Consider the following 14147-nt stretch of genomic DNA (forward strand, 5'->3'; position numbering starts at 1 on the left):
ATTTTCGAGGTTGCCGCAATGAGTTTGACTGAAGCCCGTTTCCACGACCTGGTCGATGCGACCCAGCAAACGCTGGAGGATGTGTTCGATGACAGTGGCCTGGATATCGATCTGGAAATTTCCGCCGGTGTACTCACCGTCAAGTTCGAAAACGGTACCCAGCTGATCTTCAGCCGCCAGGAACCGTTGCGGCAGTTGTGGCTGGCGGCGGTGTCCGGTGGTTTTCACTTCGACTATGACGAGGAAAGCGAGCGCTGGATGTGCGACAAGAGCGAAGAGCAGTTGGGCGAGATGCTCGAACGCATCGTCAAGCAGCAGGCGGGCGCTGAGCTCGAATTCGAAGGGCTGTGACCGCGTGAGCCAGCCAGCCCCGGCGCGGCCACCCAAGCCGCTCTACAGCAACGTCAGCCCCGCCGTTCCGTCGCCTTGCACCAGCGTGTGCAAGCTGGATGAGCAGAAGGTCTGCCTCGGCTGTTTCCGGCACGTGGAAGATATCCGCGAATGGCGCTCGGCGGATGATGAGCGCCGGCGGGTGATCTGTGCCGAGGCGGCCAAACGCAAGTCTTTGTCTTGACGCCCGTGGCGAGGGAGCAAGCTCCCTCGCCACAAAAGCCTTCCACCAGATGGGCAAGAACCATCCGGGTTGTATATTTATTGAGCTGTGGTAGTGTCCAGCAACGCCTCAACTCATCGAGGCGCGTGAAAACCCCGTCTTATGTGGCGGGGTTTTGCTTTTTTCGTGCAGAAGAAAGGAGTCTGCCTGGATCATGACCGCACCTTCCATCACCCTGACTCGCTTGGACGTACAACGTTTGGAGCGCTTGATCGACAGCCTGGATGACACGCTTCCCGGTGTGATCGCGTTGCAAACCGAACTGGATCGCGCCGAGACACTGGTCGGCCACGATGAAGTGCCCGCCGATGTCGTGACCATGAATTCGCGCGTGCACTGCCGCGAGGAAAGCAGCGGCAAGGATTACCATCTGACGCTGGTCTACCCGAAGGACGCCAACGCCGACGAGGGCCGGATTTCGATCCTGGCTCCGGTGGGCAGTGCCTTGCTGGGCTTGAAGGTGGGGCAGCACATCGACTGGCCGGCGCCGGGTGGCAAGACCTTGAAGCTGACGTTGCTGGAAGTCGAGTCCCAGCCGGCCAATGGCGGTGATTTCCCGTCCTGAACCCCGTCAGACCTGATTCAATGCTTCGTTCAGTGCGCGCTCCAGGTCGGCCTTGTAGCGCAGGAACAAAATGCTTGGGCAGGCACCGTCACCGACCAGGCCGGAGAGGTCCAGGTCGGTGATATAGCAGCGATAGCGTTCGGCGTCGCGGCGCTGCCCGACGATTTCCCTGGCGACCACGTGAAACAGCTGGTCGCCATGCTCCAGCTCCGAAAATTCCCGTTGGTCGCAATAGAGGGTGACGTGCACTTGCCCGTGCGCCGCTTTGCCGATGATCGCCTGTACGTCGTAGAAGGGCTTGTTGACCGGCGTCTGCGGCGCCTGCCGTGATTCGACCCGCCGGGCCCGCCCGTTACCCGAAGGCAGGAGCTGGTAATAAAGGACTTCCAGGGTCAACGGCTGGGTGGCGTCCATCGGCAGCAAGGCGTCGCGGCGATACAGCACCGACTGCAGGAAGCGCTGCAGCGGCACCAGCAGGCTTTGGTCATCGTGATACGGCAGGCGCTGCTGCCACAACGCGTTGAATTCATCGAGCACATACAGCTCCGCTTCGTCCTCGTAGACCCGGTAGAACACCTGGATGCACTCGGGCTGGCCCATGGGCAGGATCAGGGCCGCGTCGTGTTCTTCCATGGCCATCGCGTCCAGATGCAGCGGGCTGTACGCCGTCAACTCTTCGCCCAGGTAGTCCATCAACGCCGGCAGGCTGCTCAACGCCACATGGTTGACCTGGCCGGGCACCAGCTCCAGCACGTGATAATGCTGCTGGACCTGAAGCAGGTAGCGGTAGTTGAGTTTGCTCAGGAGCAAGGTCTGGGCGGTCTCGATGACTTCTTCAACCCGTCGCGCGATGAACTGCGCACGGTTGTGGCAGAAACAGCGCACCTGCAAGCGTGGCTGGCGCTGCGTAAGGGGCAAGTCGTTGAGGTAGTCGCGCAGGCAATCGAGCAAGGCGTGCTCGCCGTCGAACCGGTTGACCAGTACTTCATTCCAGCTGTTGAGGGTGACCTGGTCGAGGGTCAAGACCAGGTTTTCGCGGACACCGGCGTAGCTCAAGGAGTCGGTGCGCTCGGTGGTCATCAGGATGTTCAGGTCGCGGTGATGCTTGAGCGGGTCGACGCCGACGTTCACCAGGATCAGCACTTCGCCGGGTACGCTGGCATGCAGCAGCTGTTCTTCGTCAACCGTGGCCAGGGGCAGGGCGATGGACTGTTGCAGGCTGCCCAGCAAGTTGAACAGCTCGAACTCGCTCAGGTCGCTGTCGCCGGGGTGTAGCGCCAGGCGCGTGCTACTGTCGATCACGCCGTTGCGGTGGCACCAGGTGAGCAATTCGAGCAATTCGCGGCTGCGCTTGATCGGCGCGAAATTCTCCCATTCCAAGGCATTCAGGCTGCCGTTGTACAAACCCCACTGGTTCTGCCCAGGCTCTTTCTTGTTCGGCGACTGGACCAGGGTCAGGGTGTCTTCGGCCAGGTCCGGGGCGATCCCGGGATTGATGAACTCGACCTTGTCGGCCTTGCGCTCGAAGGCCGCATACAGCCGTCGGCCAAGGACATTGAGGTCGCGCTTGTTGATCAGGCTGACGGTCTTTTCGGTGCGGGCGAACTGGGTCAGGAAACGATAGCTGTAGGTCAGCTCGTTGACCAATGCGCGCCGCTCATTGCTGACCTGGCGGACCTTCCATTGGCTGCGGCTGTCGAGCAACGCGAGTTGGCGTTGATCCCAGCCCCAGTCCCGCGCCAGGCGTTCAAGCAGGTTGCGTTGCCAGCCGCTGCTGCGGGCGTGGCCGGTGAGCTTGCGATTGACCTTCAGGTACAGCGCGCGGCGGATCAGCTCCAGGCGTTCCGGTTCGCCACGGGCGTTGAGGTATTCCTCGAGACGGCGGTAAACCACCATGTACGGGTCCAGCTCGTCCAGGTCCAGGCGATTGGCGAACACCGCCTGCTTGAAGCGCAGGCTCAGGCAGCGCACGTCCGGGTGTTCGCTGGCGTAGACCTCGGTCAGCAAAAGCTTGAGCACGGATTTATAGGGTGACTCGATGCCCTTGAACAACTGCCAGAGCCCGGCGCCGATGAATTCGCCCGGCGGGATGTAGGCCAGATGCCCCAGGTCGAGGGTTTCGTCAGCGCGGATGAAGCGCTTGGAAATCAGCGTGTGGGTGTATTGCTGATAATTTTCTTCTTCATAGACCGGCACCAGCCACCAGATCGGCGTGCGCCCGGCCAGCCAGATGGCGGTGCGGTAGAACTCGTCCAGCAACAGATAATGCTGGGTGGTGCCGCAGTCATCGGAGCTGAGCTGGTTGTCCCGTTCGCCGCGGACGAATCGCGCCGGGTCGATGAGGAAAAAGTGAGCCTCGGCGCCTTGGGTGGCGGCCCAGATTTCCAGCAGTTGGCATTTCTTGCGTAGCTCGGCGAGTTCATCGTCGCTCAAGTCCGGGCCGTGGCACACCCATACGTCCATGTCGCTCTGGTCGGCCTGGGCGAGCGTGCCGAGGCTGCCCATCAGGAACAGGCCGAGGATTGGCCGCGGAGGGTTGCTGCCATGGCGCGGCTTATACGAAAACGAGCGGGTCAGCCGCTGGGCCTCGGCGAGGACATTGGCGTCGGGCTCGTAATTCGACAACCCGGCGGGTGTGCTGCCGGAGACATAGCCGGGCAGCAGTGGATGGTTGACGTGAAAGAACAGCGGAAGCAGCGTCAATACGCCCTGCTGGCGGGTCGATAACCCTTCGAGGGCGCGCTCCATGCGGCCGGTGTTGAGCTTGAGGAAACGCGCGCGTAACTGGCTCAGGACCTTGCGGTCGATTCCCTGGTCCAGATCGGGGCGTATTTCGTGATTGCGGGTCATGTCAGCTCAAACCGGCTCGCGGCGTCGCACGTGGGGAAGCACAAGTGATGGCAGGTTAACGCCCGAATCGTGGAATTCTTGAGCTGATAATGATTTTGACGTCAGGATTTTTATGAAAGAAGCCGTGCGCCTGCGGAAACCCCGAGGTAAAGGGATTTCCGTGGGCGGGAGGAGATCAGGCGGTTTCTTCGGCGCGGAGTATCGTCAGGACAGTTTGCACATTTTGCGCGGCATCACGCCCCAGGCTGGTCAGATAACCGCCATCGGGTTGGTCTATCAGGTCTTTTTCAAACAGGCGCTTGGCAGCGGCGATGGCTTTCGGGGCAGCGGTCTGATGAATTTTCAGGCCTTCCTGGGAACTGTCCAGGTTGAAGAGTGCAAGGATTTCCAGTTCGGCAACCAGCTCAGGGGTAAGCGACATAAGGACTCCAGACTTTCTAGGAATTTGGTCGACAGCGTCACTAAGGTGAGCGCACTCGGCCGAGCTGTCCAGTGTCAGAGTGGTGCTTTTTTGTTTAAAGCGATTTTTTTGTGGCGAGGGAGCTTGCTCCCGCTGGGTTGCGAAGCGACCCCGAAAATTTGCGACTGCTGCGCCCGAAGCGTCGGACTGCCGAGCGGGAGCAAGCTCCCTCACCACAAGAGCGGCGTTGCCCGTCGGGTCATTTCTTTTCCGGCGGCAGCTCAGGCAAGGCGCGTAGGGCGGCTTCGTACCATTCGGTATTGAACGGGCGGTCTTCTTCCAGGATCGCGTCGATTTCAACCGCCAGCACGTGGGCCATCAGGTTGAGGATTTCGTCACGCTCATAACCGACCAGGGTCAACTTGTTGAAGGTGGCCTTGGCCGCTGGCGGGTTGTCGCTTTCGATCTGGTTCTCGATGGCCTGGATCAGCGTGGATTCGACGAACTCTTCTTCGTCATGTTCGATATCGCTTGGCTCGCTCATGGCAGCCTCCTGTAGAAAAGGCCGCCAGTTTACCTGCATTCAGCAGCGTGATGCGCCTGGCGCGAAATGTCCCGCCGGTCTATAACCCAAGGCTGCCAACCCCGCACGGCCTGGAGGCTATGGAATGCTCAAGCTTTATGGTTTTTCTGTCAGCAATTATTACAACATGGTCAAGCTGGCGCTGCTGGAGAAGGGGCTGCCCTTCGAAGAGGTCCAGTTCTTTGGCGCCCAGACCCCGGAAGCCCTGGCTATCAGCCCGCGCGGCAAGGTGCCGGTATTGAAGACCGAGCAGGGCTTTATCAACGAGACCAGCGTCATTCTGGAATATATCGAGCAAACCCAGCCGGGCAAGGCCCTGCTGCCTAACGACCCGTTCGAGCGCGCCCAGGTGCTGGCCTTGTGCCGGGAAATCGAGTTGTACATCGAGCTGCCGGGACGTGCCTGCTATCCCGAAGCGTTTTTTGGCATGGCGGTGCCCGAGGCGATCAAGGACAAGGCCAAGGGCGAGTTATTACTCGGGTTTGCCTCGCTTGGCCGGCACGGAAAATTCTCGCCTTATGTGGCGGGTGACAGCCTGAGCATTGCCGACCTGTATTTCTACTACAGCCTTTCGCTGGCCTTGCCGGTGGGCAAGAAGGTTTTCGATATCGACTTGCTGGCAGAGATGCCGAAGGCCAGGGCCTTGATGGAGCTGCTCGGGCAGAATCCGCACGTGCAGCGGATTGCGGCGGATCGAGAGGCGGAAATGCCGGCGTTCCTGGCGAAGATTGCTGCCAGGAAGTGAGTGGTTTCGTTGTCCTGACGACCGCTATCGCGAGCAAGCTCGCTCCCACATTTGATCTCCATGTTCACAAAATTTGTGTTCACTGAAATCCCTGTGGGAGCGAGCTTGCTCGCGATGCTCTTGCTTTAGCGGCTGGCGAGTAGCGCCTGGCCACGAACGACCGCTGCTTTTACCTGCGCCGGCGCCGTACCGCCAACATGATCACGGGCATTGACCGAGCCTTCCAGTGTCAACACCGCGAACACGTCCTGCTCGATCTGGTCGCTGAACTGGCGCAGTTCTTCCAGGCTCATTTCCGCCAGGTCCTTGCCGTTGTCGACGCCGTACTTCACGGCATGGCCGACAATCTCATGGCAATCACGGAACGGCAGGCCACGGCGGACCAGGTAATCGGCCAGGTCGGTGGCGGTGGAGAAGCCGCGCAGGGCCGCTTCGCGCATGACCGCATGCTTGGGCTTGATGGCCGGGATCATGTCGGCGAACGCTCGCAGCGAATCGCGCAAGGTATCGGCGGCGTCGAACAGCGGCTCCTTGTCTTCCTGGTTGTCCTTGTTGTAGGCAAGTGGCTGGCCTTTCATCAGGGTCAGCAGGCCCATCAGCGCGCCGAATACCCGGCCGCTCTTGCCCCGTACAAGCTCCGGCACGTCGGGGTTTTTCTTTTGCGGCATGATCGAGCTGCCGGTGCAGAAGCGGTCGGGCAGATCGATGAACTGGAATTGCGCGCTGGTCCACAGTACCAACTCTTCGGAGAAGCGCGACAGGTGCATCATTGCGATGCTCGCGGCGGAGCAGAATTCGATGGCGAAGTCGCGGTCCGAAACGTTATCCAGCGAGTTGCCGCCCACCGCATCGAAGCCCAGCAGTTGCGCGGTGTATTCACGGTCGATCGGATAGGTCGTGCCGGCGAGCGCGGCGCTGCCCAGGGGCATGCGATTGGTGCGTTTGCGGCAGTCGACCAGGCGCTCGTAGTCGCGGCTGAGCATCTCGAACCAGGCGAGCATGTGATGCCCAAACGTTACAGGTTGCGCGGTTTGCAAGTGCGTGAAGCCCGGCATGATGCTCTCCGCCTCGCGCTCGGCCTGTTCCAGCAAGCCTTTTTGCAGGCGGGTGATTTCAGCCAGGATCAGGTCGATTTCATCGCGCAGCCATAAGCGAATGTCAGTGGCGACCTGGTCGTTACGGCTGCGACCGGTGTGCAGCTTCTTGCCGGTCACGCCGATGCGGTCAGTCAGGCGCGCTTCGATGTTCATGTGCACGTCTTCAAGGTCCACGCGCCAGTCGAACTGGCCGGCCTCGATCTCGCCCTGGATGGTCTTCAGGCCATCGATGATGCTGTCGCGCTCGGCATCGGTCAGCACGCCGACCTTGGCCAGCATGGTGGCGTGGGCGATCGAGCCCATGATGTCGTGGCGATACAGGCGCTGGTCAAAGTTGACGGAGGCGGTGAAGCGGGCGACGAAGGCGTCGACGGGTTCACTGAAGCGGCCGCCCCAGGACTGATTGGTCTTGTCAGTGCTCATGAATTCGCTCGTGATCGGCTGAAGAAAAAGTAGCGGTTAAGGCTGCGGCGGATGATAGCAGGGTTGCCGGGGCTGGCGCTGGCAATGGTCGGCAGGTTTTGTACCCGGAAACGCCACGCATTTGCCGGGTTTTTGCACAACGATATTTTTCGATTGAGCAATATCGTCGTGGCAACCGTCTACAGTGGACGTAGGGCTTTGCTTTTTCATCTTGGACGCATCGGACGCACCAAAAAAAATGGGGGGTGCTCATATTGATCAGATCGAGTGTTAACAGTCCCTGTGGCGACGTTGTGCGACAACAGGCCTCGAGCTCCGGTAGGCAAGCGCTGGTAAAGATAGGCAACCACCTCGCGGCACTTTTTGGCCCTCGGACGAGTCTTAGCGTGGATCGCGGTGACGGATGTCACTTCCCCTGTCTACGCTATCCTTGTGCGAGACTCACGCAGGAATCCAGCGCAATATGAATGTCCTGATCGTTGACGACGAACCACTGGTCCGCGAGCGCCTGAGCCGAATGCTTGGCGAACTCGAGGGTTACAGTGTCCTGGAGCCGAGCGCCACCAATGGCGAAGAGGCGTTGGCCCTTATCGACAGCCACAAGCCGGATATCGTGCTGCTCGACATCCGCATGCCTGGCCTGGACGGGCTGCAGGTCGCGGCCAAGTTGTGCGAGCGCGAGTCGCCTCCCGCGGTGGTGTTCTGTACCACCCGGGACGATTTTCCTCCGGAGGTGTTGCAGGCCGGTGCCGTGGGCTATCTGATCAAGCCGGTTTCCGTCGAGGCGCTGGAAGAAGCGTTGCGCAAGGCTGAGCGACCGAACCGCGTGCAACTGGCGGCGCTTACCCGCCCGGCCGCCGAGAGCGGCAGCGGCCCGCGCAGCCATATCAGCGCACGGACCCGAAAAGGTATCGAGCTGATTCCGTTGAACCAGGTGGTCTACTTCATTGCCGACCACAAATACGTGACCTTGCGCCACGAAAGCGGAGAAGTGCTGCTGGACGAGCCGCTCAAGGCGCTGGAGGACGAGTTCGGCGAACGGTTCGTACGCATCCACCGCAACGCCTTGGTGGCTCGCGAGCGTATCGAGCGTTTGCAACGCACCCCCCTCGGGCACTTCCAGCTTTACCTCAAGGGGCTCGATGGCGACGCGCTGATCGTCAGCCGGCGGCATGTGGCGGGCGTGCGCAAGATGATGCAACAGCTTTAGCGTGGCGTCCCGCAGCGTTCCATCTCCAGGATTGGCGGCCAGGGAGGCCTTCGCGTCGTGATTCAAGTCAAAGCGGATTTGGCTGAGCTGTTATTATCTGCCGTATCTTTTAAGTACGGATTGATCCATGTCCCCTCGCGAGATCCGCATCGCCACCCGTAAAAGCGCCTTGGCTCTCTGGCAGGCCGAGTACGTCAAAACCCGCCTGGAAGCGGCCCACCCTGGCCTGATCGTATCGCTGGTGCCGATGGTCAGTCGCGGTGACAAACTGCTCGATTCGCCACTGTCGAAGATTGGTGGCAAGGGCCTGTTCGTCAAGGAGCTGGAAACCGCCCTGCTGGACAACGAAGCCGACATCGCCGTGCATTCGATGAAAGATGTGCCCATGGACTTCCCCGAAGGCCTGGGCCTTTTTTGCATCTGCGAGCGGGAAGACCCGCGTGATGCGTTTGTCTCCAACAGCTTTTCCAGTCTTGAAGCATTGCCGCCGGGAAGTGTGGTCGGCACTTCCAGCCTGCGTCGCCAGGCGCAGTTGCTGGCGCGGCGTCCGGACCTGCAGATCCGCTTCCTGCGCGGCAACGTCAACACGCGCCTGGCCAAGCTCGATGCTGGCGAATACGACGCGATCATCCTCGCCGCCGCCGGCCTGATCCGGCTCGGATTTGAAGATCGCATCACCTCGGCCATCAGCGTTGATGACAGCCTGCCGGCCGGTGGGCAAGGCGCGGTGGGCATCGAATGCCGTAGCGCCGACAGCGAAATCCATGCGCTGCTGGCGCCGCTGCACCACGACGACACCGCCACGCGGGTCTTCGCCGAGCGCGCCCTGAACAAGCATCTGAACGGCGGATGCCAAGTGCCGATTGCCTGCTACGCCGTGCTCGAAGGCGAGCAGGTCTGGCTGCGTGGCCTGGTGGGCGATCCCAGCGGCGGCCAACTGCTCAGCGCCCAGGCCCGAGCACCGCGCGGCGATGCCGAGGCGCTGGGCGTGCGGGTGGCCGAAGACCTGCTGAGCCAGGGCGCCGATGACATCCTCAAGAAAGTCTACGGCGAGGCTGGCCACGCGTGACGGGCTGGCGGCTGCTGCTGACCCGGCCGACGGACGAATCGGCGGCCCTGGCGGCTGTGCTGGCGGATGCGGAAATCTACAGCAGCAGCCTGCCGCTGCTGGATATCGAGCCGGTCCCGGTGACCGAATCCGGGCAGGCGATCCTCCGTGAATTGAATCAGTATTGCGCCGTGATCGTGGTCAGCAAGCCCGCCGCGCGCTTGTGCGTGGAGCTGCTGCGTCAGTATTGGCCGCAACCTCCGGTCTTGCCATGGTTCAGCGTGGGCGCCGCAACCGGACAGATTCTTGCCGATGCCGGCCTCAGCGTGTTTTATCCCGATAACGGCGACGACAGCGAAGCCTTGCTTGAGCTCGGGCCGTTGCGCCAGGCTATCGACCGACCCGATCCCCGTGTCTTGATCGTCCGCGGTGAGGGTGGGCGCGGCTTGCTGGCAGAGCGTTTGCGCGAGCAAGGTGCTAGTGTCGACTATCTTGAGCTGTACCGGCGCGGCCTGCCGCAATACGCCGAGGGCGAACTGCCGGCCAGGGTCGAAGCGGAACGCTTGAACGCGCTGGTGGTCAGCAGTGGGCAGAGCTTCGAGCATCTGCGCCGGCTCGCCGGTGAAGCGTGGCCCGCCCTGGCGCGGCTGCCGTTGTTCGTTCCAAGCCCCAGGGTCGCCGACATGGCGCGTGCCGCCGGGGCCCGGACAGTTATTGATTGCCGTGGCGCCAGCGCCGCGGCTTTGCTGGCGGCATTACGGGAACAATCCGTGCCGTTTTCCAATGCAAAGGATGGATACGTGAGCGAAACAGCCTTGCCAAAAGATCAGGACCAGCCAGCGCTTGATGCGCCGCTTGAAACGGCGCCGCCGATAGCACCGCGTCGCGGCAACGGGCTGGCGATTGTCGCGTTGTTGTTGGGGGCTGCCGGCGTCGCCGTGGGTGGCTGGGGTGTATGGCAAGTGCGTCATCTGCAAGCCAACACCCAGCAGCAATCCGCGCAGGTCCAGTCGCTCAATGACCAGGCCCAGGGCCTCAAGCTCAATGAGCAACGCCTGAGCGCGCGCCTGGAGCAATTGCCTCCGGCCGAAGAACTGGAGGAGCGCCGCCGCCAGGTTGCCCAGTTGCAAGGCGACCAGCAGCGTCTCAACCAGCGCCTGGAAACCGTGCTGGGTGCCAGCCGCAAGGATTGGCGCCTGGCCGAAGCCGAGCATTTGTTGCGCCTGGCCAGCCTGCGTCTTTCCGCCCTGCAGGACATCAGCAGTGCCCAGGCGCTGGTACAGGGCGCCGATGAAATCCTGCGCGAGCAGAACGACCCGGGCTCGTTCGCTGCCCGCGAGCAATTGGCCAAGACCCTCGCTGCGCTGCGCAGCACCGAGCAGCCGGATCGTACCGGGCTGTTCCTGCAACTGGGTGCCTTGCGTGACCAGGTGCTGCAGTTGACCGAGCTCGCGCCCGAATACAAGGACCGTGGCGAGTCGCTGCTGGGGCTGACGAGCGACGGCGATGGTGCCAGTCGCTGGGCGCAGTGGTGGGACCGAATCTCGCGTTATATCCGCATCGATTTCAATGCCGATGAAAACGTCCGTCCACTCCTGGCCGGACAGAGCCTGGTCCAGGTGCGCCTGGCCTTGAGCCTGGCGCTGGAGCAGGCGCAATGGGCCGCGCTCAATGGTCAGGCGGCGGTGTACACCCAGGCGCTGGCCGAGGCGCGTGACGTGCTCAGGAACAACTTCAACCAGGACAACCCGCAAAGCAAGATCATGCTCGAGCGGGTTGGCGAGTTGAGCAAGTTGCCGGTGACAGTGGTCACGCCGGACCTGACCGGCACCCTGAGCGCCGTCCAGGCCTACCTCGAGCGCCGCAACCTGAATGCTGAAGACTCGGTCAAGCCGCTGCCCAAGGCGGGCGGGCAGGAGACCGCGCCATGAAACGTCTCTACGTGATTCTGTTCGTGGTCATCGCGGCCGCAGCCTTGCTGGGCGTGGCGATTTCCGAGCATTCGGGTTACGTGCTGGTGGCGTACAAGAGCTTCCGCTACGAAGCCGGCCTGTGGGTCACCCTCGCACTGATCGCGGTGATCTGGTTGTTGTGGCGCGCAGTGTTTGCTCTGGTCGGGCTGGTAACCACGTCCACTGGCGTGGTCAACCCGTGGTCGCGACGCAACCGCAGTCGTCGCGTACAAGTTGCAATCGAACATGGCCAGCTGGACCTGGCCGAAGGCCGTTGGGCCAGCGCCCAGCGGCATCTTCACCGCGCCGCCGAAGCCGAGCGCCAGCCCTTGTTGTATTACCTCGGCGCCGCCCGCGCGGCCAATGAACAAGGCCTCTACGAGCAAAGCGACAGTCTGCTTGAGCGCGCCCTGGAGCGGCAGCCCCAGGCCGAGCTGGCCATCGCGTTGACTCACGCCCAATTGCAGACGGACCGGGGTGACACCGACGGTGCGTTGAGCACGCTGCAAGCCATGCATGAACGCCATCCTCACAACGCCCAGACCCTGCGTCAGTTGCAGCGCTTGCACCAGCAGCGCGGTGACTGGTCGGCGGTGATCCGGCTGTTGCCGGAGCTGCGCAAGGACAAGGTTCTGCCGCCCGCCGAACTGGCTGAGCTGGAACGGCGGGCCTGGGGCGAAAACCTCACCTTGGCTGCCCATCGCGAAGCTGACGGAAGCGTCGGCTTGCAATCGCTCGATCGGGCCTGGCAACAGCTCACCTCAGCCCAGCGCCAGGAACCGGCAATGGTGCTCGCCTATGCCGAGCAACTTCGTCAGCTGGGCGCCCAGGAGCAGGCTGAGGAGGTATTGCGGGTTGCGCTCAAGCGTCACTACGACAGCCATCTGGCGCGTTTGTACGGACTGGTTCGCGGCGCTGACCCGAGCCGCCAGTTGCAAGCGGCCGAGGGCTGGCTCAAGGAGCATCCGAATGACCCGAGCCTGCTCCTGACGCTGGGGCGTCTGTGCTTGCAAAACAGCTTGTGGGGCAAGGCGCGGGATTATCTCGAAAGCAGCCTGCGCATCCAGCGCAACCCTGAGGCTTGTGCCGAACTGGCCCGCTTGCTGGCGCAACTGGGCGATGCGGAGCGCAGCAACCAGTTATTCCAAGAGGGGCTGGGGCTGCTGGACGAGCGCTTGCTGGCGGCACCCTTGCCGGTTCCGAACGCTTGAATTGCTAATGAATCATCGTGGCGAGGAAGCTTGCTTCCTTGCCGCCTTTCCATCCCGTCGAGGGTGAATTGGGTCCGTTATGCGGCCGCTGAAGCTCTCTTCAGTAAAATCCTACAGCCTGCTGCGCCAAGTCTCGTGGTGCTTGTCGGGTATTCCTTACATCTTTGACGAAGTCTCCGCAACGCCTCGTCTTGAAAGGTCCGAGGGCTTTCCTCTACCGTAACCGCTTGTCTTTTCTGTTACGGAACCGCCATGTCTTTGGCCAGCTCTCGCTCTCTGTTTCTACTGGCTTCCATCGCCGCGGCTCTGGTTTTGGGGATCACGTTTTACCTGGAATATGCGGTCGGTCTGACCCCGTGCAGCCTGTGCATTTTGCAGCGGTTATGCCTGACGCTGTTCCTGATGAACTGTCTTGTCGCTTGCGTGCATGGCCCGGCTCTGAGAGCTAGCGTTGTGTATGCGGCGGTGGGCGTGGCCTTCGTCTCGGGAGGGCTGGCGCTGGCGTGGTATCACGTCCTTGCGCAGAGCGATTCGATCGAGCTGTTGCCCGACTGCCTCGCCAAGCTCAGGGGCGCCGATTTGTGGTGGCATGCCATGCATCGCGCGCTTGACGGAGCGATCGATTGCACGAGCGTCTCCTGGACGCTGTTTCGTCTGAGCATCCCTGAATGGAGCCTGCTGTTTTTTATCGCGCTCTTCATCTCGATGACTTATCTGCTGCTGCGCCTGGCCTGGAATGCCCTGGTGCCACCGCTCGGCGACGAGACGTCGCAGTTGGTCCGAAGGCTGGATCAAACACTTGTATGAACTTTATAGCCTGCGTACCTTGAAGCAGTTGTCGTGCGGGCATAATCTGGCCGGCACGTATCATTGGAATCATGCCACTCGATCTGGTTGTGTCTGGCTCGTTCCTGGTCATCCAGGTGTGCTCCAGACTGCGGGGGGTGTGACTCAGAAGGGAAGAAATCACCATGCTCGAAAGTTGTCAGAATGCTCAGGAACGCTGGGGTGGGGTGCATCTGCTGATCGACCGCTGGTTGCAGGAGCGTCATGAACTGGTTCGAGCCTATGATGCTCTTGGCGACAAGCCTGAAGCACTGAGTGAAAGTCGCAAGCCTTTGCAGGAATTTTGCGGTGTGCTGGTGGACTATGTGTCGGCCGGTCATTTCGAGATCTACGAGCAACTGACGGGCGAGGCCAAGGCCTTCAATGACAAACGCGGCCTGGAACTGGCTGATACGATTTATCCGCGCATCGATGTCATCACCGAGAAGCTGTTGGCCTTCAATGACCTCTGTGATGAAGGCAAATGCGTAGCGGAAAAATTCAAGGAACTGGGCGGTTTGTTGCATGAGCGTTTCGAGCTGGAGGATTGCCTGATCGAGGTGCTGCACAACGCCCACAAGGAAGAGGCTACCGCCCAGGCTTGAGGGCTTGGCGGTGACAGGAA

Annotated in this window: 14 protein-coding genes and 2 pseudogenes; 12 read left to right on the forward strand and 4 right to left on the reverse strand. The window is 61.5% G+C overall.

Going from position 1 to position 14147, the window contains the following annotated elements; translation table 11 throughout:
* Positions 1-18 precede the first annotated feature (18 nt).
* From cyaY to rnk, 3 genes are all read left to right on the forward strand, one after another.
* Positions 19-351 carry an iron donor protein CyaY gene (cyaY, locus tag J3P94_RS01620; RefSeq protein WP_434570964.1) on the forward strand — a complete coding sequence of 111 codons (333 nt, stop codon included), beginning with the start codon at positions 19-21 and terminating at the stop codon, positions 349-351.
* Positions 352-355: 4 nt separating this feature from the next.
* Positions 356-574, forward strand: a complete 219-nt coding sequence (locus J3P94_RS01625; protein WP_305497964.1) for a DUF1289 domain-containing protein — start codon at positions 356-358, stop codon at positions 572-574.
* A 193-nt stretch (positions 575-767) separates the two neighbouring features.
* The gene (rnk, locus tag J3P94_RS01630) at positions 768-1178 is read left to right on the forward strand and encodes a nucleoside diphosphate kinase regulator (protein WP_305497965.1); all 411 of its coding nucleotides are present in this window, start codon (positions 768-770) and stop codon (positions 1176-1178) included.
* Between the two features lie 6 nt (positions 1179-1184).
* Here rnk and J3P94_RS01635 read toward each other — a convergent pair whose 3' ends face one another.
* The 3 genes from J3P94_RS01635 to J3P94_RS01645 all read right to left on the reverse strand — a co-directional run bounded on the left by J3P94_RS01635 (position 1185) and on the right by J3P94_RS01645 (position 4972).
* Positions 1185-4028, reverse strand: coding sequence for a class I adenylate cyclase (locus J3P94_RS01635; protein WP_434570966.1), 2844 nt, complete (start codon positions 4026-4028; stop codon positions 1185-1187).
* A gap of 175 nt (positions 4029-4203) precedes the next feature.
* Positions 4204-4449 carry a TIGR02647 family protein gene (locus J3P94_RS01640; RefSeq protein ID WP_150724924.1) on the reverse strand — a complete coding sequence of 82 codons (246 nt, stop codon included), beginning with the start codon at positions 4447-4449 and terminating at the stop codon, positions 4204-4206.
* 238 nt (positions 4450-4687) lie between these two features.
* A complete protein-coding gene (locus J3P94_RS01645; protein ID WP_434570967.1) occupies positions 4688-4972 on the reverse strand; it encodes a hypothetical protein in 285 nt (94 codons plus the stop codon).
* Positions 4973-5096: 124 nt separating this feature from the next.
* On the opposite strand from J3P94_RS01645, the gene J3P94_RS01650 reads away from it, so the two are divergent.
* The gene (locus J3P94_RS01650) at positions 5097-5756 is read left to right on the forward strand and encodes a glutathione S-transferase family protein (protein ID WP_434570968.1); all 660 of its coding nucleotides are present in this window, start codon (positions 5097-5099) and stop codon (positions 5754-5756) included.
* Between the two features lie 125 nt (positions 5757-5881).
* On the opposite strand, the gene argH is transcribed toward J3P94_RS01650, so the two are convergent.
* Positions 5882-7276, reverse strand: a complete 1395-nt coding sequence (gene argH / locus J3P94_RS01655) for an argininosuccinate lyase (RefSeq protein WP_434570970.1) — start codon at positions 7274-7276, stop codon at positions 5882-5884.
* Between the two features lie 317 nt (positions 7277-7593).
* Between argH and J3P94_RS01660 the strand changes: the two are divergent.
* From J3P94_RS01660 to rsd, 8 genes and pseudogenes are all read left to right on the forward strand, one after another.
* Positions 7594-7743, forward strand: a pseudogene (locus tag J3P94_RS01660) (sensor histidine kinase); the annotation flags it as partial.
* Positions 7740-8486, forward strand: a complete 747-nt coding sequence (locus J3P94_RS01665) for a LytR/AlgR family response regulator transcription factor (protein WP_434570972.1) — start codon at positions 7740-7742, stop codon at positions 8484-8486. The pseudogene J3P94_RS01660 and the gene J3P94_RS01665, both read left to right, overlap by 4 nt.
* 127 nt (positions 8487-8613) lie before the next feature.
* Positions 8614-9555 carry a hydroxymethylbilane synthase gene (gene hemC / locus J3P94_RS01670; protein WP_434570974.1) on the forward strand — a complete coding sequence of 314 codons (942 nt, stop codon included), beginning with the start codon at positions 8614-8616 and terminating at the stop codon, positions 9553-9555.
* A gap of 56 nt (positions 9556-9611) precedes the next feature.
* A pseudogene (locus tag J3P94_RS01675) lies at positions 9612-10250 on the forward strand (uroporphyrinogen-III synthase); the annotation flags it as partial.
* An 84-nt stretch (positions 10251-10334) separates the two neighbouring features.
* Positions 10335-11465 (forward strand): uroporphyrinogen-III C-methyltransferase, encoded by a 1131-nt coding sequence (locus tag J3P94_RS01680; protein WP_434574331.1) that lies wholly within the window; start codon positions 10335-10337, stop codon positions 11463-11465.
* Entirely contained in the window at positions 11462-12697 is a 1236-nt protein-coding gene (locus tag J3P94_RS01685) for a heme biosynthesis protein HemY (protein ID WP_434570976.1), read from the forward strand. Before J3P94_RS01680 ends, J3P94_RS01685 begins: the two co-directional genes overlap by 4 nt.
* A gap of 252 nt (positions 12698-12949) precedes the next feature.
* Positions 12950-13504: a disulfide bond formation protein B gene (locus J3P94_RS01690; RefSeq protein WP_434570978.1), complete on the forward strand. Its 555-nt coding sequence runs from the start codon at positions 12950-12952 to the stop codon at positions 13502-13504.
* Positions 13505-13668: 164 nt separating this feature from the next.
* Positions 13669-14127: a sigma D regulator gene (gene rsd, locus J3P94_RS01695; protein WP_305497980.1), complete on the forward strand. Its 459-nt coding sequence runs from the start codon at positions 13669-13671 to the stop codon at positions 14125-14127.
* The last annotated feature ends 20 nt before the right edge of the window (positions 14128-14147 follow it).

Origin of the sequence: Pseudomonas sp. Z3-8 (assembly GCF_051131975.1) — a bacterium.
In the GTDB taxonomy this organism is placed as follows: Bacteria; Pseudomonadota; Gammaproteobacteria; order Pseudomonadales; family Pseudomonadaceae; genus Aquipseudomonas.

Excerpts from the sequence above, each read along its gene's own strand:
- cyaY (WP_434570964.1), top strand. The coding sequence starts at position 19 with ATGAGTTTGACTGAAGCCCGTTTCCACGACCTGGTCGATGCGACCCAG.
- rnk (WP_305497965.1), top strand. The coding sequence starts at position 768 with ATGACCGCACCTTCCATCACCCTGACTCGCTTGGACGTACAACGTTTG.
- J3P94_RS01635 (WP_434570966.1), bottom strand. The coding sequence starts at position 4,028 with ATGACCCGCAATCACGAAATACGCCCCGATCTGGACCAGGGAATCGAC.
- J3P94_RS01640 (WP_150724924.1), bottom strand. The coding sequence starts at position 4,449 with ATGTCGCTTACCCCTGAGCTGGTTGCCGAACTGGAAATCCTTGCACTC.
- J3P94_RS01645 (WP_434570967.1), bottom strand. The coding sequence starts at position 4,972 with ATGAGCGAGCCAAGCGATATCGAACATGACGAAGAAGAGTTCGTCGAA.
- J3P94_RS01650 (WP_434570968.1), top strand. The coding sequence starts at position 5,097 with ATGCTCAAGCTTTATGGTTTTTCTGTCAGCAATTATTACAACATGGTC.
- argH (WP_434570970.1), bottom strand. The coding sequence starts at position 7,276 with ATGAGCACTGACAAGACCAATCAGTCCTGGGGCGGCCGCTTCAGTGAA.
- J3P94_RS01665 (WP_434570972.1), top strand. The coding sequence starts at position 7,740 with ATGAATGTCCTGATCGTTGACGACGAACCACTGGTCCGCGAGCGCCTG.
- hemC (WP_434570974.1), top strand. The coding sequence starts at position 8,614 with ATGTCCCCTCGCGAGATCCGCATCGCCACCCGTAAAAGCGCCTTGGCT.
- J3P94_RS01685 (WP_434570976.1), top strand. The coding sequence starts at position 11,462 with ATGAAACGTCTCTACGTGATTCTGTTCGTGGTCATCGCGGCCGCAGCC.
- J3P94_RS01690 (WP_434570978.1), top strand. The coding sequence starts at position 12,950 with ATGTCTTTGGCCAGCTCTCGCTCTCTGTTTCTACTGGCTTCCATCGCC.
- rsd (WP_305497980.1), top strand. The coding sequence starts at position 13,669 with ATGCTCGAAAGTTGTCAGAATGCTCAGGAACGCTGGGGTGGGGTGCAT.